The sequence below is a fragment of the Neoaquamicrobium sediminum genome (assembly GCF_040970315.1).
Lineage (GTDB): Bacteria > Pseudomonadota > Alphaproteobacteria > Rhizobiales > Rhizobiaceae > Aerobium > Aerobium sediminum.
In genome coordinates this window covers 568,985-592,563 of sequence record NZ_JAZHFV010000001.1, presented here as the reverse complement: position 1 = coordinate 592,563, position 23,579 = coordinate 568,985, and the positions used below count along the sequence as shown (strand labels likewise).

The window sequence follows — 23,579 nt, the reverse complement described above, 5'->3', positions numbered from 1 at the left end:
CGCGGTTACGAACCGCGCCCTATTCGAAGACGGCGTCGGGATTGTCGAGGCTGTCGGAACCTTCGATGGTCACACCGCCAAGGTCAAGCGCTGCGATCACGCGTTCGAGCGAGCGGGTCTGCTTGACCAGCCCGTCGATGACGGCCTGCACCACCGCATTGCCCTCATCGTTGCCCTCGCCGATCATCTGGTCATAAGCCTCGCCGGCTTCCGCGCGCGCCTTGAGTGCGGTTGCCGCTTCCACGGTCGCTGCAAGATCAGCCTCGATCTCGTCGGCGACCGCCGCATCCTTCTCGCGCACGAATTCGGCCAGAGAGGCACCCGACACAGTGGATCCGTCAACGCGCTGGTAGCTGCCGTGATAGACGTTCGAGATGCCCAGCACGTCGTAGTAGTGCGAATTGTGGGTGTTGTCGGAGAAGCAGTCGTGCTCTTCCTCCGGATCATGCAGCAGCAGCCCGAGCTTCATGCGTTCGCCCGCCAGTTCGCCGTAGGACAGGGAGCCGAGACCGGTGAGGATGGCCGAAAGTCCGGCCTCGGGCGATTCCTCGGTCAAGGCCGCACGCGCCGCGCCATCCGTCTGCCAGTTGGCGACCATTTCCTCGAGATCGGCGATCAGAAGATCCGATGCAGCCGCGAGATAGGCGGCGCGACGGTCGCAATTGCCGTTGCTGCAATTGGCTGTGTCGAAGTCAGTCGCCGGGCGCGCGCCGGCGCCGGCATCCGTGCCGTTGAGGTCCTGCCCCCAGAGCAGGAACTCGATCGCGTGATAACCCGTCGCGACATTCGCCTCGATGCCGCCAATCTCCTGAAGCGACTGGATCAGCTCGGGCGTAATCTCCGAGGCGTCGACCGTCTGTCCGGCGGCGCTGACGGAGGCGTTGGCAATGATGTTGACGGCGTAGAACTGGTTGGTGTCGCTCTCCATGCCGTAGCTTGGGTCGACATAGTCGATCAGGCCCTCGTCGAGCGGCCAGGCATTCACGCGGCCCTCCCACTCGTCGACGATCGGATTGCCGAAGCGGAAAGCCTCCGTCTGCTGGTAAGGCACGCGGGCGGCAAGCCAGGCTTCACGCGCGGCCGTCAGATTGCCTTCGGTCGGGTCGGCGGCCAGCGCCTCGATCGCGGCGTCCAGCTGCTGCGCCGTTTTCAGACTGTCCTCGTAGCCGGCCAGCGCGATGTCGGCATAGGTATCCAGAATGGCGGCAGGCTCGGCAGCCTGCGCCTGCGCGCATAGCGCCAGCGAAGCAGCAGTCAGAAGCAGAATGCGGGCGATCGACATGGCGGTAATCCTCCGTGGTTGCCCGCTATATCTCACGCTAAAACATGAATATCAAGGTCAGCTTATGAAGCGTTTCCTAGCGCGCCAGTACCGAGCCGTCGACGTCGGTGATGCGTCGCTTGCCGCACAGTGCCATGGTGATGTCCAGCTCCTTGCGGATGATTTCCAGCGCCAGCGTCACGCCTTCGCGGCCCATGGCCCCGAGCCCGTAGAGGAACGGGCGGCCGATATAGGTGCCCTGTGCGCCCAGCGCGACGGCCTTCAGCACATCCTGGCCGGAGCGGATGCCGCCGTCGACATGAACCTCGATCCGTCCGTCGACGGCCTCCACGATACGCGGCAGCATCGAGATCGAAGACCTTGCGCCATCAAGCTGGCGGCCGCCGTGATTGGAGACGATGATCGCGTCGGCGCCCGTCTTTGCCGCCATGCGGGCATCCTCCTCGTCCAGAATACCCTTGATGATGAGCTTGCCGCCCCAATGCTCCTTGATCCAGGCGACGTCGTCCCACGAAAGCTTCGGGTCGAACTGCTCGGCGGTCCAGGACGACAGGGACGACAGATCGCCCACGCCCTTGGCGTGGCCGACGATGTTGCGGAAAGTGCGCCGCTGCGTGCCCAGCATCGCAGCACACCAGCGCGGGCGCAGCGCCATGTCGAACAGGTTGGCAAGCGTCAGCTTAGGCGGGGCCGACAGGCCGTTGCGGACGTCCTTGTGGCGCTGGCCGAGGATCTGCAGGTCGGCGGTGAGCACGAGGGCGGAGCAATTCGCAGCCTTGGCCCGGTCGATCAGATTGCGCACGAAGTCGCGGTCGCGCATCACGTAGAGCTGGAACCAGAACGGCTTCGTCGTCACCGACGCCACATCCTCGATCGAGCAGATGCTCATCGTCGACAGCGTGAAAGGAACGCCGGCCGCTTCGGCCGCCTGCGCGGCCAGCATCTCGCCGTCTGCATGCTGCATACCGGTCAGTCCGGTGGGCGCCAAGGCCACGGGCATCGATACCTTCTCGCCGATCATCGTCGTTTCCAGCGAGCGGTCGGTCATGTCGACGAGCACGCGCTGGCGCAGCTTGATGTCGGCGAAGTCCTCCTCGTTGGCGCGATAGGTGCCTTCGGTCCAGGCGCCGGAATCGGCGTAGTCGAAGAACATGGTCGGCACGCGCCGCCTGGCGAGTTCCTTCAGGTCGGCGATGGTGAGAAGATGGGACATTGCGTGGCCTGCATGCGGATGAACATCTGGCCTTGCGGCCGGCTGGCATTTCGGATGCCGGAATTTTTGCCCCCGGCAAGGAAACCAAATGCCTGCGGATGCCCCACTCTGCAAGTCTTCTCTATGCCGAAGCGTCTGATTCCGCCGATCGCGCAAGCCGGATCAGCATACGGGGATGCAACTCGTCCAGCGTGTTGATGCCCAGCAGCGCCATGTTCCGGTCGATCTCGTCGTGAAGGATGGAAAAGGCGTGGCGCACGCCGGGCTCACCGCCGATGGCGGCGGCATAAATGAACGGCCGCCCCAGAAAGACGAACGATGCGCCGAGCGCCAGCGCCTTCAACACGTCCGTTCCGCGCCGGAAACCGCCGTCGATCATCACCGGAATCCGGCCGCCGATCTCCTCCGCGACCGCAGGCAACACGCGCAACGGCGAGGCCGTACCGTCGAGCTGCCGGCCGCCATGGTTGGACAGGATCACGCCGTCAGCGCCGCGATCGAGCGCGATGCGTGCATCCTCGCGCGTCATGATGCCCTTGACGATGAAACGCCCCTTCCACCGCTTGCGGATGAGGTCGAAATGATCCCAGCTCAGCCTGTCCTTGGGGCCGAACTGGCGCACGACATTGCGCGACAGGATCGCCGATCCGCGCTCGACCGAGGCATTCTCGAAATGCGGCATGCCGTGCCTGACGATCGTCCGCAGGAAGGTTCCAAGGCTCCAGCGCGGCCGCACCATGCCATCCCAGAACAGTCGTGGGGTGGGGCGCATAGGCGTCGAGAAGCCGTTGCGGATGTTGTTCTCGCGATTGGCCATGACCGGCGTGTCCACCGTCAGCACGAGCGTCCCGAACCCCGCCTGGGCAACACGATCAACGAGCGCAAGCATCCAGCGCTCCTCGCCAGGCACGTAGGCCTGAAACCACGCCTGCGGATTGGCAGCGACGATCTCCTCCAGCCGGATCAGCGATGTGCCGCTCATGATCATGGGGATGCCGCTGGCGGCGGCAGCCTGCGCCAAAACCAGATCGCCGCGATAGGCGGAAAGCGCGCTCAGCCCGACGGGCGCGATGCCGAAGGGTGCGGCATAGGTTGTGCCGAAAAGTTCCCGCTTCTGCGAGCGTTTGGAAACGTCGATCAGCGCGCGGGGCAGGAAACCGAACTCGGCAAAGGCCGCGCGATTGTCGTGGAGCGACGCGTTGGTTTCGGCGGCACCCGAGACGTAACCGAAGACCGGCCTCGGGAGATGCCGGCGCGCCGCCACCTCGAAATCGTCGAGCGCCAGAATGTTGCGCAACCGGCGCGGGGCCGTTGCGGGCGTCCCGTCATATTTCACGCTCATGCAGTTCTTCCCCCGACGACAGGAAGACCATCTTCGCGCCGGCGGACGCACCCCGCAACCGCAAAAGACCTGCTGGCGGATCAGCTTTCGGGAAATAGCCCCTTCAACCCTTCGGCTGAGGCTTCGGCGACACCGCGTTCGGTGATGAGGCCGGTCACAAGCCGCGCCGGAGTCACGTCGAAGGCGGGATTCGCCGCCTCGGTCTCGTCCGGCGATATGCGAACCTGCACCACCTCGCCGGAGGGCGCGCGGCCCCAGACCAGAGACACCTCGTCGCCCGAACGCTCCTCGATCGGGATTTCGGCGAGGCCATCCTTCACCGTCCAGTCGATGGTTGGCGACGGCAGGGCGACGTAGAACGGAACGCCGTTGTCGCGCGCGGCCAGCGCCTTCAGATAGGTGCCGATCTTGTTGCAGACGTCGCCATTGGCCGTGGTGCGGTCGGTCCCGACGATCACCATGTCGACCTGGCCGCGCTGCATGAGATGGCCGCCGGCATTGTCCACGACCAGCGTGTGCGGCACCCCGTGGCCGGCCATCTCCCATGCTGTGAGCTGCGCGCCTTGATTTCGCGGCCGTGTTTCGTCGACGTAGACGTGGACGGAAATGCCCTCTTCCGTGGCCATGTAGATCGGCGCGGTGGCGGTGCCGTAGTCGACGGTCGCCAGCCAGCCGGCATTGCAGTGAGTGAGGATGTTGACGCTTTCGCCCGGCTTCTTCGACGCGGCGATCTGGCGGATCAGTGTCAGGCCGTGCGAGCCGATCGACCGGTTAAGCTCGACGTCCTCGTCGGCGATCTCGGCGGCGCGCGCATAGGCGGCGTCGGCGCGTTCAGCCACGGGCAGCGGCTTCAGGAGCCGCGTCATCTCATCAAGCGCCCAGCGCAGGTTGATCGCCGTCGGACGTGTCTCGTGAAGCGTATGCCATACCGCTTCCAGCGCTTCATCGGACGGATCGGCGCGCATGGCGATGGCGACGCCGTAGGCTGCGGTGACCCCGATCAGTGGCGCGCCACGCACCCACATGTCGCGGATCGCGGTCGCGACATCCTCTACGGTCGACAGTGTGACGATCCGGAACTCGTGCGGCAGCCAGCGCTGGTCGATGATGTCGACCGCTCTGCCATCGTCGTTCAGCCAGATTGTACGGAAATGCTTGTCACCGACCCTCACGCCACCGCTCCCGTCTCGATCAGCGCTGCAAGCGCATTGGCTTCCTTCATGCCGTTCAGATGGGCACGGTTGACGGCGATCTGCCGTCCGAACTTGAGCGCTTTCGCCTCACATTGCGCCCGCATGTCAGGATCCTCGATCGTCTCGAAGTCGGCGTTGTGCGCGAGCCCGAGGATGCGGCGGTGAATCTCGATGCCGGCGAAACCGAGCAGGTCAACCCATATCTCGCGCAGGACCTCGCCCAGCGCCTGCTCCGCGCCGAGATGATCGCCCTGCTCCTCGAACAGGCTCTTCTGGTAGAGGATGCCGTTCCGCTCGGTGCGCCACAGGCGCGAAAACTCGGCCACGAAGCCGTTCCAGCAGCGCTCCTGCACATCCAGAAGGTAGGCGCGCATCGCGTCGCGATTGCCCTCCTGCTCATGACCCGACTGCGAGAAATAGGACATCCAGAAATTGGCGAAGAGCATGCCGACATCGAAGGCCATCGGGCCATAGTAGGCGAATTCGGGATCGATGACCCTGGTGTCCGTCTCCGTGACCATGATCGAGCCGGTGTGCAGGTCGCCATGCACCAGTGTCTCCGCCCTTGCGGCGAAGATGTGTTTCATGCGCTGCGCGGCGACCTTGAGGTCGCGGTCGGCACGCAACTGCGCCACCAGACCGTCGAGCTGCGGTGAGGTGTGCGAGTTCATCTCCGCGTCGAAATAAGGGTCGGAGAAAACCAGGTTCTCGGTGATGTCACAGAGTTCGACATTGTCGGCGAAGAGCGCCAGATCGGCCTTGCGCTCCCGTGTCTGCATGGAAAGGTCCGACCCGCGGAAAAGCGTGCGCGCCATGAACAGCGCCAGGTCGTCGGCGATGCGCGGCAGCATCCGGCCGTCGATCAGCGCACGGCGCAGGATCACGTGCGGCGACAGAAACTCCATGACGATCAGCGCCTGCTGCTCGTCGAAATGGAAGATCTCCGGCACCTGGCCGGGCGCGCGGGCAGCCTGGCGCGCCAGCGTGTGGTATTCGAAGAAGGAGCGCTTGAGCGGCAGCGGCCAGCTTTCGCCTACAAGGCGCACATAGGGCAGGGCCTGCTTGACGATCACGCTGCCTTTGTCGCCGTCGACGATGAACACCAGGTTGAGGTTGCCATCGCCGACCTCGCGGACGCGCCATGCTGACGGATCGTCTCCGAGACGGGCGCGCAGCGCCTCCAGCCCACCCAGCCTCGGGCCCAGCGTTTCGGCATTCAGCGCCTCGAAAGATGCGGCGTCCATGCAACTCCTCCCGTCACTGCGCATGGTTGCGGATACGGTCTTGATACGCCGGTTCTCCGCCTCTGAGCGAAAACGCTAGAGACGAGACTGGCAATTGTCAATCATGTTGACAATTGCCGATACAGTGCCGTAGCGTCCGGTGCCAGGGAGGAGTTGGCGGCCATGGAAGCCATGTTCCGCATTGCGGGTCTGGAGAAGGCGTTTGGCCCCATTCGGGTGCTGAGCGACGTCGATCTCGAGTTGCGCGCAGGCGAAGTCACCGTACTGATGGGAGCCAACGGCGCCGGCAAGTCGACGCTGGTGAAGGTGATCAGCGGCGTGCATGCGCGCGACCGCGGCACGATGCATCTTTCAGGCGAGCCGTTCGATCCCGCCTCACCCGCCGAGGCAATCCGCGCCGGGGTAGTGACGGTTCACCAAAACATCAATGACGGCGTGGTGGCCGCCCTCGACGTTGCCACGAACCTGACCATGGACAGGCTCACCGGCAAGGGCGCGCCTTTACTTTTCAATCCGCGCCGCGTCAGGCGCGAGGCGCAGGCTGTCGCCGACCGGCTCGGGCTGCAGGTCAACCTTTCCGCCAGCATCTCCGAGCTTTCGCTCGCTGACCGGCAGATGGTGGCCATCGCGCGCGCCATGGCGCACGAGCCCAAGGTTATGATCCTCGACGAGCCGACATCGTCGCTGTCGAGCGCGGAAGCCAACCGGCTGTTTGCGGTGGTCGAGCGGCTGCGCGAGCATGGCGTCGCCATTCTCTACATCTCGCATCGCATGTCCGACATCCGCCGCATCGCGGACCGCATCGTCGCGTTGCGGGACGGCGTCATCGCGGGCGTCTTTGCCAACAAGCCGCTCGACTACGAGGGCGCGGTCGACGCTATGCTTGGCCGGGCTATGGACCTTTCAGCCGTATCGGTGAAGGACGCGACGCGAACGGTCTTCGAAGCCAAGGACCTGCGCATCGCAAGCCAGGCCAGACCCTTTTCGCTTGCGCTCGGCGACGGCGAGGTGGTCGCGATCACCGGCCTGGTCGGCGTCGGCAAGACCGCGCTTGCCGAGACGCTGTTCGGGGTGCGCCGGCCGCTCGGCGGCACGATGGCGCTGGAGGGGCGCGAGTATCGCCCTCGTTCGCCGGCCGACGCCATAGAAGAAGGCGTCTTTCTCGTCGCCAAGGATCGTGCGGAAAGCGGCATCGTCGCCGATTTCAATCTCTACAAGAACGTAAGCCTGCCGTTCCTGCGTCGCCTTGCCCGGTTGGGCGTGTCGCAGCCGCGCGCCGAGCGTGCAATCGCCCGCCGGCAGATCGAGGAACTCGGCATCGTCTGCCGTGGCGAGCGGGACCGGATGCAGACCCTTTCCGGCGGCAATCAGCAGAAGGTGATGGTAGCGCGCTGGACTGCGCAGCCTTCCTCGCTGCTGATCCTTGACGAGCCCTTCCAGGGCGTCGACATCGCCGCAAGGCGCGACATTGCGGCGAAGCTGCGCGCCGGCGCGGCGGGCAGGGCGACGCTCCTGTTTCTCACCGAACTCGATGAGGCGCTAGAGACCGCCGACCGCGTCCTCGTGATGTCGGAACACACCATCGTCGGCGAGCACCGCAACGCCGGCCTGGATATGGACAGGCTGCTGGCGCAGGTCGCCGGCGAAGACATACGAGGCGCCGCCTGATGGCCGACACCGTCATCCGCTACGGATTCCTGGCCCTTCTGGCCGCACTGATCGTGTTCTTCGCGTTCGCCGCACCCGGCTTCGCTTCGCCGCAGAGTGCCGTCTTCATCTTCCAGTCGGTTGCCATCACCGGCATTCTCGCACTGGGCGTGACGGCAACGCTCGTCGTCGGCGGCTTCGACCTGTCTATCGGCTCGGTCGCCACCAGCGCGATGATGGCAGCCGCCTACGCGATGGTGGTGCTGGAGCAGAACGCGCTTGTCGCGGTGCTCTTCTGCCTGGCCATCGGCGCCCTGGTCGGCCTCGTCAACGGCATCATCATCGTCTACATGCGCGTGCCCGACCTGCTTGCCACGCTCGGCATGATGTTCCTGCTGGTCGGGCTGCAACGCATACCCACGGAAGGCCGCTCCATCGCCACAGGCATGACCATGCCCGACGGCTCGACGGCGACCGGCACGTTCAGCCCGACGTTCCTGGCGCTGGGGCGACACCGGCTCGACTTTTTCATCGATAATCTGCTTCCGGTGTCGGTCGTGGTGTTGCTGGTGCTGGCGGTCCTGATCTGGTTCTTCCTCGAATTCACGCGGTTCGGGCGGATGATGTATGCGGTCGGCAGCAACGAAAAGGCGGCTGAACTCGCAGGTGCGCCGGTCAAGGCTTACAAGATCTGGGCCTATGTCATCTCCGGCGTCTTCGCATCGATCGGCGGCATCCTGCTAGCCGCGCGCCTGGGCCGCGGCGACATCGCCTCCGGCAACAATCTGCTTCTCGATTCGGTGGCCGCCGCGCTGATCGGCTTCGCGGTGCTGGGTGCCGCCAAACCGAACGCCTTCGGCACGGCGATCGGCGCTCTCTTCGTGGGCGTCCTGCTGCAGGGGCTGACGATGATGAACGCGCCCTACTACACGCAGGATTTCGTCAAGGGCGCGGTTCTCGTCGTCGCGCTCGTCTTCACATTCGCGCTCTCCAACAGGGCGAGATGACGGGTTCAACAAGGCTGCAACAAGCCACAAAGTGGAGGAAACGAGCATGAGCATTACTCGCAGGACATTCAGCGCCCTTGGCCTCGCCGCGGCCACCGGCATCTTCGCACTGCCGGTGCTGGCGCAGGACCGGCCGGCGCCGTTCGACAATGCCGCCGACGTCCAGATCGCGCTGGTGCGATACCTGTCCACCGGCGACTTCTTCCAGGCCTATCTGGCCGGCGTCGAATCGCAGGCCAAGGCGCTGGGGGTCGACCTGCGCGTGCTGGACAGCCGTCAGGATGCGGCACTGCAGGCCGACATGGTCGACCAGGCGATCGCGCTCGGCGTCGACGGCATCATCATCCAGCACGGCCTGACCGAATCGATGAAGGAGGCCGCTCAGCGCGCCGTCGACGCCGGCATCAAGGTCGTCGCCTTCGACGTGAACGTCGAGAACCATGCGATCCCGCAGATCGAGCAGTCCGACCGCGACCTCGCAAGGCTCGCGCTGGAACAGGCTATCGAGGACAATGGGGAGGCCTGGAAGGCAGCCTATGTCTACGTTGCCGGCATCGCACCGCTCGACCGGCGCGACGAGACCTGGCGCGAATTCAAGGAACGCTATTCGGGCATCGAGGAAGTCGCCATGTTCGGCACGCTCGACAACCCGATCGCCAACTCCGTCGCCAATCAGGCGCGCTCGGTGCTGACCGCCAATCCCGGCATCCAGGTCGTGTTCGCACCCTATGACGAGTTTGCGAAAGGCGTGAAGATCGCGGTGGACGAAGCCGGGCTCTCCTCGGACATCAAGATTTATTCGGCCGACATCTCCACCGCCGACATCTCGGCGATGCGCGAGCCCGGCAGTGCATGGGTCGCGACGGCTGCAACCAATCCCGCCGTCGTCGGCCAGGTTTCGGTGCGCGCGCTCGCCATGATGCTCGCAGGCGAGGAGCCGGGCGCCAGCGTCATCGTGCCGCCGACGCTGATCACGCAGGCCGAACTCAACGACAGCGACATCAAGAACATGGAGGAATTGTCGGCCAAGATGCCGCAGTTCAACCATGCCGATGTCGCCATGCCTGCGTGGATGCCGAACCCGAACGAGTAGGCGGTTTCAAGCTTCGGGCGGGGCGGTTCGCAACGGACCGTCCCGCCTGTTTCACCTTACCGGTCTCGCTCGCGCGCAGTACGTACTTTTGTCATGACGACGAAAGGAAGGGACAGAGCCATGCCAATCCGCCCCGGCGACCAGATCGTGCACAAGGCCGCGTGGCTCTACTACACGCATGGCCTGCGGCAGGACGAGGTCGCGCGGCGGCTCGACATCTCGCGCGCGTCCGTGGCGCTCTACCTGCGCAAGGCGCGAGAAAGCGGCATCGTCACCATCGCCACGTCGACGCATCTCTTTGCCAGCGACGTGCTGGCCCGGCGCGTGGAGGACACCTACGGGCTCGCCGGCGTGTGGGTCGCGCCTGAAACGGGACCGGTCTTCGAGCCTGCCATCGAAATCCCGGCACTGGCGGCAAGCGTTTTTCTTTCGCTGGCGGCGAGCGGCCAGAAGATCGGCATTGCCTGGGGCCGGACCGTCTATTCGATCGCCGACGTCATGTCCTATGCCGATCTTCAGGACGTCACCGTCGTGCAGCTTTGCGGCAATCTCGGCGCGCCCTACTCCTACCGGCCGGACCAGTGCACGATGGAAATCGCCCGCCGGCTCAATGCCAAGGGCCTCAATTTCTACGCACCGCTGGTGCTATCGAGCGAGCGGCTGGCGCGCGAACTGCGCGACGAACCGGTGATCCGCGAGCAGCTCGCGGGTGTGTCGGATTGCGATCTGGCCCTGTTTTCCGTCGGCATGGTCGACGAGGACGCCCACGTGGTCAAATGCGGTGCGATGACCGCCGACGAGGTGCACGCCCTGCGCGATCGCGGGGCAGCAGGCGTGATCGCCGGCCAGATGATCGACGCCACGGGCGAACTTCTCGACTGCGACTACAATCGCCGGGTCATTTCCGCCGACTTCGCCTCGTTCCGGCATATCCCGAAGCGGATGATGGTCGTGCAGGAAAGCGCCAAGCTCGACCCGCTCAAGGCCGCCCTTGCCGGCAAATTCGCAACCCATCTCGTGCTTTCGCAAAGCATGGCCGAACGCCTTCTCGCCGAGGCGGCCGACGCTGCGGCCTGACATTCGTATCCTCCCCAAACCACTGACGGACAAGACATGAAAAACCTCTGGAACGACACCGACGCCGAAGCCCTGGTTGCCGCCTATGCGGAAAAGGGCGTCGAGCGCGACCTCGCGCTGCGCGTCTACACCACCCGCCTGCTGGGCGGCGAGCCGCGCCTCGTGCTGCATGGCGGCGGCAACACCTCCGTCAAGCTCGAGGCTACAGACCTCGTCGGCGACCACTGGCCGGTTCTGTGCGTGAAGGGCAGCGGGTGGGACATGGGCGTGATCGAACCGCAGGGCCTGCCGGCAGTGAAGCTCGCGCCGCTTCTCAAAGCGCGCGCGTTGGAGAGCCTTTCCGACGAGGACATGGTGGCGCTGCAGCGCGCCAACCTGATCGATCCCGGCTCGCCGAACCCGTCTGTCGAAACGCTGCTGCACGCCTTCCTGCCGCACAAGTTCGTCGACCACACCCATTCGACAGCCGTGCTCGCCATCGTCGACCAGGGCGACGACAGCGAAGCGCTGATCCGCAAGGTGTTCGGGCCGAAGATGGGCTACGTGCCTTATATCAAGCCCGGTTTCGACCTCGCCAAGGCCGCGGCTGAAATCTACGATCAGGATCCTTCGGTCGAGGGGCTCATCCTCGACAAGCACGGTATTTTCACATTCGCCGAGACGGCGAAGGATGCATACGATCTGATGATCCGCTACGTCACCGTGGCGGAAGACTATGTGGCGCAGAACACCACAAACCCGCTGGTGCCGATCAAGCTGCCCAAGCGCCTGCCGGACCCGGCGCAGATAGCCCCCCTGCTGCGCGGCGCGGTCGCGATGCGCCACGGCGAAGGCCGCTTCGACCGGATGGTCAGCGACTTCCGTACGTCGCCCACGATCCTGGAATTCCTGAACGCGGAAGGGCTGGAGCGTCGCGCCGCCCGAGGCGTTTCCACGCCCGACCTTTCGATCCGCATCAAGACGGGTCCAATGGCGCTGCCTGCACCCGACGCCGACAATCTGGACGCCTACGCCGAGACGGTGAAGACGCATGTCGCCGACTATGTCGCCAAATACACCCGCTACTTCGAGGAGAACGACGCGCGCGACGACGTGAAGCGCACCATGCTCGACCCGATGCCGAGGCTTCTGCTCGTGCCGGGGCTTGGCATGTTCGGTTTAGGCCGCACGCTGAAGGACGCGAAGATCGCCTCCGACGTCGGCGAAATGTGGATCGAGGCCGTGCGCGGTGCCGAAGCGATCGGCGATTTCCGCCCGCTTGCCAAGTCCGACCTTTTCGAGCTCGAATACTGGTCGCTGGAGCAGGCCAAGCTCGCCGGCAACAAGCCGAAGCCGCTGACGGGGCAGGTCGCGCTGGTGACCGGCGGCGCCGGCGCTATCGGGGCCGCAACGGCAAAGCTGTTCGCCAGCCAGGGCGCACATGTGGTTGTCGTCGACCTCGACGCTGAGAAGGCAAAAGAAGCGGCCAAGGTTGCAGGCAACGGCTCGATCGGCGTCGGTGCCGACGTGACGAAGCCGGAAGATATCGCCGCCGCCTTCGAACAGGCAGTGCGCAATTACGGTGGCGTCGACATCGTGGTCTCGAACGCGGGAGCCGCCTTTGAAGGCGGAATCGGCGAGCTGGACGACGCGCTGCTGCGCAAGAGCTTCGAGCTCAATTTCTTCTCGCACCAGAATGTCGCGCAAGCGGCCGTGCGCATCTTCAAGCAGCAGGGCACCGGCGGCGCGCTGCTCTTCAACACCTCCAAGCAGGCGGTCAATCCGGGTCCGAAATTCGGCGCCTACGGCATACCGAAGGCAGCAACGCTGTTCCTGTCGCGGCAGTATGCCCTGGAATATGGCGGCATCGGCGTGCGCGCCAATGCCGTCAACGCCGACCGCATCCGCTCCGGCCTGCTCACCGACGAGATGATCGCCAGCCGCTCGAAGGCGCGCGGGCTTTCCGAGAAGGACTACATGTCCGGCAACCTGCTCGGGCTGGAGGTGACCGCCGAACACGTGGCGCAGGCCTTCCTGCACCATGCGCTGGCCGAGCGCACGACCGCCGACGTTACAACCGTCGATGGCGGCAACATAGCGGCAACGCTGCGCTGAACGAACCCACATTTGCCCGCGTCGCGCCTTTGGTCGCCGACGCGGGCAACATCACTGCGCTGTTTCCTACATACGGAGACGGAAAATCCCAAACCAGACGCACCACAGGATAGAATTTCTATTTCCCGGGCGGGCGTCCCCGTAAACGTGCCTCTCCCGCACCTGCGAAGACGGATATTCTGCGTGAACTGGACGCATGTCCTTTCTCACGGAGTTCCTCATGAAACGCCTTCTTCTCGCCGGCGCCGCCGCCGCGCTCCTTTTCGCCGCGCCCGCGCAGGCGCAATCGCCGGACAAGATCCTCAACTCCTCCTACGACATCGCCCGCGAGCTTTTCGCCGCGATCAACGAAGCCTTTGTGCCCGCCTATAAGGCAGAGACCGGACGCGACGTGACCGTGGACCAGTCCCACGGCGGCACCTCGGCCCAGGCGCGCTCGATTGCCGAAGGCCTCGAGGCGGATGTGGTGACCTTCAACCAGACGACCGACATCGATTTCCTCGTGCAGCAGGGCTTCGTTTCCGACGATTGGCAGAGCGAGTTCCCGAACAACGCCTCGCCCTACTACTCTTTCCCGTCGTTCCTCGTCCGCGAAGGCAACCCGAAGAACATCACCGACTGGGACGATCTCGCCCGTGACGATGTGGAAGTGATCTTCCCCAACCCCAAAACCTCCGGCAACGCGCGCTATACCTATCTGGCCGCAGTTGCCTACGCCAAAGAGGAATTCGGCGACGACGAGGAGAAGATCGCGGAATTCGTCGGCAAGATCTTCGACAATGTCCCGGTGTTCGATACCGGCGGCCGTGGTGCCACTACGACGTTCATCGAACGCGGCATAGGCGACGTGATCATCACATTCGAGGCCGAGACGCGATCGATCGCCCGCGAATATGGCGAAGACAGCTACGACAGCGTCGTGCCGTCGCTCAGCCTGCTGGCCGAGTTCCCGGTGGCCATCGTCGACCGCGTTGCCGAGCGGCGCGGCAGCCAGGAACTGGCGAAGGACTATCTGGATTTCCTCTATTCGGAAGAGGGACAGCGCATCGCCGCAACGTTCGGCAATCGCGTCCACGATGAAAAGGTGACGGCCGAGTTTGCCGACCAGTTTCCCGAGGTGCGCTTGGTGACGGCCGAAGACGTCTTCGGCGGCTGGGACCGCATCCAGGAGGAACACTTCGCTTCGGACGCCAAGCTCGACCAGATTTTCGGCGACCGCTGAGCCCGTCAATTCGCTAGTGTGCGGCCGGCGGTTGGAAACCCGCCGGCCGCAACCCTTGCCCCGAAAGGTCCAGCGATCTTGAGACGTCGAATTCTGCCCGGTCTGCCGCTGTCGCTCGGCATCACGCTGTTCTATGTGGCGCTGATCGTGGCGTTGCCGCTCGGCGCGCTCATCTTCAAGGCCGCCAGCCTCGGCCCCGAGGAATACTGGCGCATCGTCTCGTCCTCCCGCGCCATAGCCAGCTACCGCGTCACGGCCTTGTCCGCGCTCGCCGCGACAGCGTTCGGCCTCGTCTTCGGGCTGGCGCTGGCCTGGGTCCTTGTTCGTTACGAATTTCCCGGCAAACGGCTGATCGACGCGCTGGTCGACCTGCCTTTCGCGCTCCCGACAGCTGTTGCCGGCATCGCCCTCACCTCGCTATTCGCGCAGAATGGCTGGCTCGGCTCGATCCTGGCTTCGGTCGGCATTCAGGTCGTCTACACGCCGCTCGGCATCATGGTGGCCATGTTCTTCACCAGCCTGCCATTCGTGGTGCGCACGGTGCAGCCTGTGCTGGAAGACCTCGATCCGGCGCTTGAAGAAGCCGCGCAGTCGCTTGGCGGGTCGGATGGCACGATCTTCCTGCGCGTGATCCTGCCGCTGCTGACGCCTGCGCTTCTGGCCGGCCTGTCGCTTTCATTCGCGCGCAGCCTCGGCGAGTTCGGCGCCGTCATCTTCATTGCCGGCAACCGCCCCTCTTCGACCGAGATCACGGCGCTGCTGGCCTTTATCCGGCTCGAAGAGTTCAACTACAGCGCCGCGGCAGCGATCGCTTCGGTGCTGCTGTTCACGGCCTTTGTCATGCTTGCCGTGACGAACTACCTGCAGGCGCGCGCCCTGCGCTACATGGCGAGGGCATGACTATGGCGCAGCACCCCGCCAAACCGCCACGGGTCGGCGATACGCCTGCCATTCGCTGGACACTGATCGCCTTCGTCGTTTTCTTCGGCTCACTGCTCGTGCTGGCACCGCTGCTGGTGATCTTCGCGCAGGCTTTCGCGCTCGGCATCGGCCATTTCGCGGAAACCATTGCGCTTCCGGACACGCGACACGCGATCTTCCTGACCGTACTGACGGCACTGATCGCCGTGCCGCTCAACACGATCTTCGGCATCGCGGCCGCCTGGGCGATCACAAAATTCGAGTTCTGGGGGCGGCGTTTTCTGCTGATCGTGATCGAAATCCCGTTCTCGATCTCGCCGGTGGTCGCGGGCGTTGCCTATCTCTTCGTCTACGGGCTTCAGGGCCTGTTCGGCCCGGCGCTGCAATCGGCCGAGATACAGATCCTGTTCGCCCTGCCCGGCATCGTGCTCGCCTCGATGTTCGTGACCGCGCCGTTCGTCGCGCGCGAGCTGATCCCATTGATGCAGGCGCAGGGGCGGGACCTCGAAGAGGCGGCGACCTCGCTGGGCGCATCGGGCTGGCGTACATTCCTGACCGTGACGCTGCCCAATATCCGCTGGGCGCTGCTCTATGGCGTGGTGCTCTGCAACGCGCGTGTGATGGGCGAGTTCGGCGCGGTCTCGGTGGTGTCCGGAAAGATCCGCGGCCAGACCAACACGCTGCCGCTGCACATCGAGCTGCTCTATCACGACTACAACACCGTCGGCGCATTCGCGGCCGCCTCGATACTCGCCGTGCTTGCGCTCGTCACCATTGTCGCCAAGCTCGCGCTGGAGCGCCGCGGCGCGGGACGCGCGGGCCGTCCGGCGCTGGCCAGCCCAACAGTCGCCATCCAGGAAAAGACCTCATGAAGATCACCCTCGACCAGGTCGTGAAGACCTTCGACACGTTCCGCGCCGTGCATGGCGTCTCTCTGGAAATCGAAAGTGGCGAACTTGTCGCACTGCTCGGCCCCTCCGGCTCGGGCAAGACGACGATCCTGCGCATGGTGGCGGGCCTAGAATATGCCGATGCCGGATCAATCCATTTCGGCGACGAAGACGCCACGAACATCCCCGTGCGGGAGCGCGGCGTCGGCTTCGTCTTCCAGCACTATGCGCTGTTTCCGCATATGACGGTGGGCGAGAACGTGGCCTTCGGCATGAAGGTATCAAAGGTGCGCCGGTCGAAGGACGAGATCGCGCGGCGCGTCGAGGATCTGTTGCGGCTCGTGAGGCTGGAAGGGCTGGGCAACCGGTTCCCGACGCAGATCTCCGGTGGGCAGAGGCAGCGCGTGGCGTTGGCGCGGGCGCTGGCGGTCGACCCCAAGGTGCTGCTGCTCGACGAACCGTTCGGCGCGCTGGACGCCAATGTGCGACGTGACCTGCGGCGCTGGCTGCGCGAAATCCACGACGAGCTCGGCATCACGACGCTGTTCGTGACCCATGACCAGGAAGAGGCGCTGGACCTCGCCGACCGCGTCGTCATCCTCAATGAGGGGCGGATCGTGCAGCAGGGCACGCCTGAAGATGTGTGCCGGCGGCCAGGATCGGCGTTCGTCATGAAGTTCCTGGGCGACACCAACCGCCTGGCCGGAACGGTGACGGGCGGCATCGCACGGGTCTCTGGCGCGACCGTTCCCGCTCCGGGTGTCGGGGACGGGCCGGTCGAGATACTGGCGCGGCCGGTAGACCTCGGCTGGGCGACGGCGGGCGACGGCATTCCGGCGCAGGTGGCCCGTGTGATCGACCAGCCCCAAGGTCGGCGCATCCTGGCCCGCATCGAGACCGGCGAAGCTGTCGAACTGGATGTGCCGGCCGACATGCAGGTCGCAGCCAGCGACCATGGCTATGTCAGTATCCTGCGCGGTAACGTGTTCCCGGTGTCCTGATCATCGCCGGCACTGCCCGATGTCGGAGCCTTGCGGCTTGTATGTGCCGCCGCCCGATCCTATGAGGAATGGGTGCCTCGCCGCGACAAGGTAAAGCTGGATTGCCTGGCCGTCGCATCGCTCTTGCGTAGGCGCGGTGGTCGGAGAATGATGCGGACATGCTCACCAAGAAGGGCAAATACGGCCTGAAGGCTCTCGTTTATCTGGCTCACCTGCCGCCCGGCCAACTCGCCTTCGTCAACGACATCGCCGTTGCCCGGAACATTCCGAAGAAATTCCTCGATGCGATACTGGGGGAGCTGCGGAATGCCGGCTTCGTCGAGAGCCGGAAAGGCAAGGACGGCGGCTATCGGCTGGCAAAGCCGGCCGGCGACATCAGGATCGGTCATGTCGTGCGGGTGCTGGACGGGCCGCTCGCGCCGATCTCCTGCGCGAGCCAGACGCGCTACCAGCGCTGCGAGGACTGCGACGAGGCGACCTGCGAGGTCCGGCATATGATGCTAAATGTTCGTCGCGCCATTGCCGAAGTGCTCGACGGCCAGAGCCTTGCCCAGATGCGCGATGCCGACAATGACGCGGTTGGCGGCCTTTATGAGGTAAGCGCCACCGGCGCTATCTAGGCTACCAGGCCGAAGACGAAGGCTGCGGTGAAAACCACCGAAACCGTGAAAATGAGATAGGTGAAGGCGCTGCCGCGTGGGCGAACGATGGCCCGTTCCGCCGCCCCTTGCTGCGCCTGGCGGCTGGATCGATTGCTGTTTCCGTAAGACATGGTTCCTCCGTCCATGTCTTTAATCTATAAAATCAGTAGACTTTGTCGACTATAAATTTTCTACCGTTCACCGCTTCCTCGCCGACTGTCCCGGAAAATTTGCAATAATCGGCGAAAAATATTCCAATCAGTCAATCAGACCGGCTGCGAATGCGCCGGTCTGCTGCCGGAACGGCGTCCCGTCGATGGCCGCCGCCATAAGGGCCTGGGTGTAGGCTTCACGCGGGTGATCGAAGATCGCGTCCGTCGGCCCCTCCTCGACGATCCGGCCCTGTTTCATCACCACGATGTGGTCGGCCATCGCCCGCACAACCGCAAGGTCGTGGCTGATGAAGAGGTAGGAAAGATCGTGCGCTTTCTGCAAATCGCGAAGAAGATCGACGATCTGCTTCTGCACGGAACGGTCGAGCGCAGATGTCGGCTCGTCGAGCACGACAACCTTCGGCTTAAGGATCATCGCGCGGGCGATGGCGATGCGCTGGCGCTGGCCGCCGGAGAATTCGTGCGGATAGCGATTGCGCATGGCCGGGTCGAGCCCGACCTCTTCCAGCGCCTCGATGGCGCGCCGGTCACGCTCGCGCGCAGGCAGTTGCGGTTCGTGAACCTTCAGGCCCTCGGTCACCACCTGGCCGATGGTCATACGCGGCGAGAGCGAGCCGAACGGGTCCTGGAAGACGAGCTGCAGTTCCTTGCGCATCGGCCGCATGGCACGCTTGTCGGCGGCGCTGATATCCGCCCCTTCGAAGCGGACCGTACCCTCGCTCGGCAGGAGCCTGAGCAGCGCGCGACCGAGCGTCGACTTGCCGGAACCCGACTCGCCGACGACGCCGATCGTCTGGCCCTTGTGCAAGGCGACCGAAATTCTGTCGACGGCGCGGATTTCGGCTTCGGGACCGGAGAACCACCCGCCACCGCCGCCAAAGACAACCTCGACATCGCGTCCTTCGAGCAGGATCGGTGCTTCTCGTGGTGGCTGCGCCTTGCGACCGGTCGGCTCGGCTGCGAGCAGCATCTTCGTATAGGGATGGCCGGGGGCAGCAAAAAGGGCTGATGTCTCTCCTTCCTCCACTACCTCGCCGTGGCGCATCACATAGACCCGGTCGGCGAAGCGGCGGACGATGCCGAGATCGTGCGTGATGAAGACGATCGCCATGCCAAGCTTGCGCTGCAACTCGGCCAGCAGTGCAAGGATTTGCGCCTGTATAGTGACGTCGAGTGCGGTGGTGGGCTCGTCGGCAATCAGCATGTCGGGGTCGTTCGCCAGCGCCATGGCGATCATAACGCGCTGACGCTGTCCGCCGGACAGTTCGTGCGGATAGGCATCGACCCGGCGGGCGGGATCGGGAATGCCGACAAGCTCCAGCAATTCGATGACACGCTCGCGCGCAGCCTTTCGCGACATCCCGCGGTGATGGACAAGCGGCTCCGCGATCTGCCGCCCGATGCGATAGAGCGGATCGAGCGAGGTCATCGGCTCCTGGAAGATCATGGTGATCTTCTCGCCGCGGATGCGGTTGAGCTTGCGCTCCGACAGGCCGATCAGCTCCTGACCACGATAAGTGGCGGAACCACGGGCGCGGCCATTGCTTGCAAGCAGGCCCATCAGCGCCATGGTGGTCTGGCTCTTGCCGGACCCGGACTCGCCGACGATCGCCACGGTCTCGCCGGGTTTGACGTCGAGATCGATGCCCCTGACCGCGTGAACCATGCCGTCATTGGTCTCGAACTCGACATGCAGGTCGCGCACGCTGAGGATGGATTCCTGCGTCATGTCAGCGATCCTTCGGGTCTAGCGCGTCGCGCAATCCATCGCCCAGGAAGTTGAGCGCGAACAGGATCGCCGTCAGCGTCACCGCCGGATAGATCAACAACCACGCTGCACCGCGCATGTTGGCCGCACCTTCGGCGATCAGCAGGCCGAGACTGGTCAGCGGCTCCTGTACGCCGAGGCCTAGGAAGGACAACAGGCTTTCAAGCAGGATCGCTTTCGGAACCAGCAGGGTGACAAAGACGACCACTGGGCCGAGCGCGTTCGGAATGATGTGGCGGCGTACGATGCCGGCATCGCTCACGCCAAGCGCTTCTGCCGCCTGCACATATTCCTGGCGCTTGATGGTGAGGGTCTGGCCACGCACGATGCGCGCCATGTCGAGCCATTCCGTACAGCCGATCGCGATGAAGATCAGCACGAAGTTTCGTCCGAAAAAGACCACCAGCAGGATGACGAAGAATATGAAGGGCAGCGAATAGAGGACGTCGACCACGCGCATCATCAGATTGTCGACACGACCGCCGAGATAGCCCGCGATGGCGCCGTAGGTGACGCCGAGCAGCAGTGCCATCATCGATGCCAGCACGCCGATCGCCAGTGAGATGCGGATGCCGATGAGGATGCGCGAGAGCAGGTCACGGCCGTTGGCATCCGTGCCAAAGACGAAGCGCAGCCGCTGAACGTCGGCCACCATGAAGGCGCTTGTCGCGCCTTCCATCATCTCGTTGCCTTCTTCATCCTCAAGGCGGGCATTGGAGAAAAGGTCGGAACGGTCGATATAGCGCACGATGCGCGGATCGAGCGCTTCGTCGTCGGAGACCGGGGCGCGAACAGTGGAGCCGGAAAGCTCGGTCTCGCCGATCTCCACCCTCGCCCGCTCAAGCGCGCTTTCGAAGGCCGGCACGATGGCGTCCTCCTTCGGATAGGCCTCCAGGCTCGCCGGCGCACGCACATATTGCGGATAGATGCGGTCGTAAGGATGCGCGTGGATCCAAGGACCGACGATGCCGGCAAGCGCCAGCAACAGCAGCACGATCGCGCTGGCGACGGCCGCCCGGTTGCGCCTCAAGCGAAGCCAGGCATCTTGGCCGAGGGACCGCCCAGCGACGAGTGGCTCCCGAGGGCCTGATGCTTGTTCAAGCGTGGTGTTGCTCATTGACGCCTCCTCAGTCGTAGCGTACGCGCGGGTCGAGCCACGCATAGAGCACGTCGACGATGAGGTTGAAGACGATGACGAAGCAGGCGATCACCACCACCGTGCCCATCACCAGCGTATAGTCGCGCCCGAGCGCGCCCTGCACGAAATAGCGGCCTATGCCGGGAATGCCGAAGATGGTCTCGACGACCACCGATCCGGTCAGGAGCGCCGCTGCCGTCGGCCCGAGATAGGACACCACCGGCAGGATTGCCGCACGCAGCGCATGAACACCGACCACGACGTAGGACGGCAGGCCGTAGGCGCGCGCGGTGCGCACATGGTTGGAGCGCAATGCCTCGATCGTGGCGCCGCGCGTCAGGCGCGCGATGATCGCGATCTGGGGCAGGGCCAGCGTGGCGATGGGCAAAACCATATGCTGCCAGGTGCCCCAGCCCCCCGCCGGGAGCCAGCCCATCATGACGCCGAAAAAGAGCGAGAAAACCGGCGCGATCACGAAGGTCGGGATGGTGATGCCGAAGGTCGCCGTGCCGACCACCATGTAGTCGACCCAGGTGTTCTGGCGCAGTGCCGCCAGCGCACCAAGGAACACGCCGACGACAAGCGCGATCGACAGCGCGATACCACCGAGCTGGATCGACACCGGCAGGCCGGTCCTGAACAGATCGACGACCGAAAAATCACGCCGCGTGAAGGACGGGCCGAGGTCGCCCTGCGCCAGATTGCCGAGATAGATCAGGTATTGCTGCCAAAGCGGCTTGTCGAAATTGTAGGCGCGTTCGAGGTTCTTCATGATCAAAGGGTCGAGCGGGCGTTCGAGATCGAACGGGCCGCCCGGCGCAAGCCGGATCATGAAGAAGGCGATGGTGACGATGATGAACAGCGTCGGCACCGCTCCGGCAAAACGCCTGAGCACGTAGGCAAACATGGCCTGCTCCGGTCAAGGTCGCCCATGCGCGGCCACAGTCGCGCATGGGCAAGTCGTCTGTGGGACTACTGCTCGATCGACATCCAGCGGGTGCCGTGGACGTTCATCACGTTGTCTTCCCAGCCGTTCAGCTTGTCGGAGACGAGCGAGCCGGACGAATAGTACATGATCGGGATGATCGGCAGTTCTTCCAGAAGCAGGGCCTCGGCATCCTTGAGGATTTCCGCGCGTGCGTCGATATCGATCGTCCCTGCGGCCTTTTCCATCAGGGCGTCGTAGTCGGCATTCTCCCAGCGGGGATAGTTGAAGCCGAGATTTTCGCTCTCGAACAGGAACAGGAAGTTCTGCGGATCGGAATAGTCGCCGATCCAGCCGGCGCGCGTCATGTCGAAGTCGCCGTCCTGCTTCATGTAGTCGAAATAGCCGGTGCCCTCCATTTCGACGATGGTCGAGTTGATGCCGATGTTCTTCAGCATGTCGCTCAGCGCCGTCATGGTGTTCTTGTGGTTCTCGCCGGTGTTGTGGCGCAGCTCGATGCTGAGCGAACCCTCGGCCACGCCGGCTTCCTCGAGCAGTGCCTTGGCGGCATCCTCGCGGTCGAGGATGTCGTCCTCGGCATAGGGCAGAGTGGCGTTCTCACCGTAATTTCCGATGCCTGGCGGCACGAAGGACCATGCCGGGATCATGGTGCCGCGCCAGATCTCGTCAGCCAGGAACTCTCGGTCGATGGCCATCGAGATCGCTTGGCGCACGCGCGGATCGGCAAGCTTTTCCTTCTTCACCTTCACCGGCAGATAGTAGACGCCGAGATAGGGCGCGATGCGGAGCTGCTCGCCGAGGTTCGCCTTCATATAGTCCATCTGCTGGTTGTCGAGGTCCGAGCAGGAGTGGACTTCACCCGCCTCGAAGCGACGCAGGCAGGTGGCGCGGTCCTCGAACGGTATGAAGTTGACGACGTCGATCTTAACGTTATCCGCATCGTGGAAATGCGGGTTCTTGCGCATCGTGATCTTGTCGTTGGGTGTGAAGTTCTCCAGCATGTAGGCGCCGTTGGTCACCATGTTGCCGGGGCGGGTGAACTCGGTGCCGTGCTCCTCCACCGAGGCCTGATGAAGCGGCAGGCCGGTCTGATGGGTCAGCAACTCAAGAAAGTAGGGGGTCGGCGCGTTGAGCGTGATCTCGAGCGTATGGTCGTCAACGGCCTTGGCGCCGAGTTCCGCAAGCTCCTTCTCACCCTTGTTGATCGCCTCGGCGTTGAGGATCGGATACTGCATGTTGGCGTAGGGCGCCGCCGTTTCCGGGTTCTGGATGCGCTGATAGGTGAAGACGAAGTCGCTTGCCTTCACCGGGTCTCCGTTCGACCACTTCGCGTCCGGCCGCAGCTTGAAGGTGTAGACGAGGCCGTCGTCGGAGATTTCCCAGCTCTCCGCAACGCCCGGAACCACTTCGGCCTTGTTGTTCTGAACCACGAGACCTTCGTAAAGGTCGCGCATCAGGTGACCTTCCGCAACTGTCGTCGTTTTGTGGTGGTCGAGGGTCGTCGGATCGGTGTCGTTGCCGCGGTTGTAGACCACTTCGGCAAAAGCCTGGGTTGCGACGAGGCCGCCGGGCACAACCATCGCAGCCGAAAGCATGGCCGCATTCATCAATTGACGTAGCATCGGTACTTCCTCCTCTGGAACCGGTCCCCGCCGCCGGGTGAGGCAGATTATGAACAAGCCTAATC

Annotated in this window: 20 protein-coding genes; 10 read left to right on the top strand and 10 right to left on the bottom strand. The window is 64.2% G+C overall.

The genetic code is table 11. The features are described from left to right. Positions 1–19 precede the first annotated feature (19 nt). The 5 genes from V1479_RS02965 to mtnK all read right to left on the bottom strand — a co-directional run bounded on the left by V1479_RS02965 (position 20) and on the right by mtnK (position 6,274). Positions 20–1,282, bottom strand: a complete 1,263-nt coding sequence (locus tag V1479_RS02965; RefSeq protein WP_368801593.1) for an imelysin family protein — start codon at positions 1,280–1,282, stop codon at positions 20–22. Between the two features lie 76 nt (positions 1,283–1,358). Continuing rightward, positions 1,359–2,495 carry an alpha-hydroxy acid oxidase gene (locus V1479_RS02960; protein WP_368801592.1) on the bottom strand — a complete coding sequence of 379 codons (1,137 nt, stop codon included), beginning with the start codon at positions 2,493–2,495 and terminating at the stop codon, positions 1,359–1,361. Positions 2,496–2,616: 121 nt separating this feature from the next. After that, a complete protein-coding gene (locus tag V1479_RS02955; protein WP_368801591.1) occupies positions 2,617–3,837 on the bottom strand; it encodes an alpha-hydroxy acid oxidase in 1,221 nt (406 codons plus the stop codon). 80 nt (positions 3,838–3,917) lie between these two features. After that, complete coding sequence (gene mtnA / locus V1479_RS02950; protein WP_368801590.1) at positions 3,918–5,009, bottom strand: S-methyl-5-thioribose-1-phosphate isomerase; 1,092 nt, start codon at positions 5,007–5,009, stop codon at positions 3,918–3,920. Then, on the bottom strand, positions 5,006–6,274 hold the full coding sequence (mtnK, locus tag V1479_RS02945; RefSeq protein ID WP_368801589.1) for an S-methyl-5-thioribose kinase: 1,269 nt from the start codon (positions 6,272–6,274) through the stop codon (positions 5,006–5,008). The genes mtnA and mtnK overlap by 4 nt, the downstream gene beginning before the upstream one ends. A gap of 162 nt (positions 6,275–6,436) precedes the next feature. Here mtnK and V1479_RS02940 point away from each other — a divergent pair, with 162 nt between their 5' ends. From V1479_RS02940 to V1479_RS02895, 10 genes are all read left to right on the top strand, one after another. Then, on the top strand, positions 6,437–7,942 hold the full coding sequence (locus V1479_RS02940) for a sugar ABC transporter ATP-binding protein (protein WP_368801588.1): 1,506 nt from the start codon (positions 6,437–6,439) through the stop codon (positions 7,940–7,942). Continuing rightward, positions 7,942–8,928: an ABC transporter permease gene (locus tag V1479_RS02935; protein ID WP_173188262.1), complete on the top strand. Its 987-nt coding sequence runs from the start codon at positions 7,942–7,944 to the stop codon at positions 8,926–8,928. Before V1479_RS02940 ends, V1479_RS02935 begins: the two co-directional genes overlap by 1 nt. Before the next feature lie 46 nt (positions 8,929–8,974). Next, positions 8,975–10,021, top strand: a complete 1,047-nt coding sequence (locus tag V1479_RS02930; protein ID WP_368801587.1) for a substrate-binding domain-containing protein — start codon at positions 8,975–8,977, stop codon at positions 10,019–10,021. Positions 10,022–10,141: 120 nt separating this feature from the next. Next, positions 10,142–11,098, top strand: coding sequence for a sugar-binding transcriptional regulator (locus tag V1479_RS02925; RefSeq protein ID WP_368801586.1), 957 nt, complete (start codon positions 10,142–10,144; stop codon positions 11,096–11,098). A 36-nt stretch (positions 11,099–11,134) separates the two neighbouring features. Beyond that, positions 11,135–13,192, top strand: coding sequence for a bifunctional aldolase/short-chain dehydrogenase (locus V1479_RS02920; protein WP_368801585.1), 2,058 nt, complete (start codon positions 11,135–11,137; stop codon positions 13,190–13,192). Between the two features lie 220 nt (positions 13,193–13,412). After that, the gene (locus V1479_RS02915; protein ID WP_368801584.1) at positions 13,413–14,414 is read left to right on the top strand and encodes a sulfate ABC transporter substrate-binding protein; all 1,002 of its coding nucleotides are present in this window, start codon (positions 13,413–13,415) and stop codon (positions 14,412–14,414) included. 78 nt (positions 14,415–14,492) lie between these two features. Then, on the top strand, positions 14,493–15,314 hold the full coding sequence (cysT, locus tag V1479_RS02910; protein ID WP_368801583.1) for a sulfate ABC transporter permease subunit CysT: 822 nt from the start codon (positions 14,493–14,495) through the stop codon (positions 15,312–15,314). Further along, a complete protein-coding gene (gene cysW / locus V1479_RS02905) occupies positions 15,311–16,207 on the top strand; it encodes a sulfate ABC transporter permease subunit CysW (protein ID WP_368801582.1) in 897 nt (298 codons plus the stop codon). Before cysT ends, cysW begins: the two co-directional genes overlap by 4 nt. Then, positions 16,204–17,226 (top strand): sulfate/molybdate ABC transporter ATP-binding protein, encoded by a 1,023-nt coding sequence (locus tag V1479_RS02900; protein WP_368801581.1) that lies wholly within the window; start codon positions 16,204–16,206, stop codon positions 17,224–17,226. The genes cysW and V1479_RS02900 overlap by 4 nt, the downstream gene beginning before the upstream one ends. Before the next feature lie 158 nt (positions 17,227–17,384). After that, on the top strand, positions 17,385–17,846 hold the full coding sequence (locus tag V1479_RS02895) for an RrF2 family transcriptional regulator (protein ID WP_368801580.1): 462 nt from the start codon (positions 17,385–17,387) through the stop codon (positions 17,844–17,846). Here the strand turns inward: V1479_RS02895 and V1479_RS02890 are convergent. From V1479_RS02890 to V1479_RS02870, 5 genes are all read right to left on the bottom strand, one after another. After that, positions 17,843–17,998, bottom strand: coding sequence for a hypothetical protein (locus tag V1479_RS02890; protein WP_368801579.1), 156 nt, complete (start codon positions 17,996–17,998; stop codon positions 17,843–17,845). The two genes, V1479_RS02895 and V1479_RS02890, sit on opposite strands and share 4 nt — an antisense overlap. Before the next feature lie 127 nt (positions 17,999–18,125). Further along, positions 18,126–19,769 carry an ABC transporter ATP-binding protein gene (locus V1479_RS02885; protein ID WP_368801578.1) on the bottom strand — a complete coding sequence of 548 codons (1,644 nt, stop codon included), beginning with the start codon at positions 19,767–19,769 and terminating at the stop codon, positions 18,126–18,128. Between the two features lies 1 nt (position 19,770). After that, entirely contained in the window at positions 19,771–20,925 is a 1,155-nt protein-coding gene (locus V1479_RS02880; RefSeq protein WP_368801577.1) for an ABC transporter permease, read from the bottom strand. A gap of 10 nt (positions 20,926–20,935) precedes the next feature. Beyond that, complete coding sequence (locus tag V1479_RS02875) at positions 20,936–21,853, bottom strand: ABC transporter permease subunit (protein ID WP_173189993.1); 918 nt, start codon at positions 21,851–21,853, stop codon at positions 20,936–20,938. A gap of 65 nt (positions 21,854–21,918) precedes the next feature. Continuing rightward, complete coding sequence (locus V1479_RS02870; protein ID WP_438620497.1) at positions 21,919–23,487, bottom strand: peptide ABC transporter substrate-binding protein; 1,569 nt, start codon at positions 23,485–23,487, stop codon at positions 21,919–21,921. Positions 23,488–23,579 lie beyond the last annotated feature (92 nt).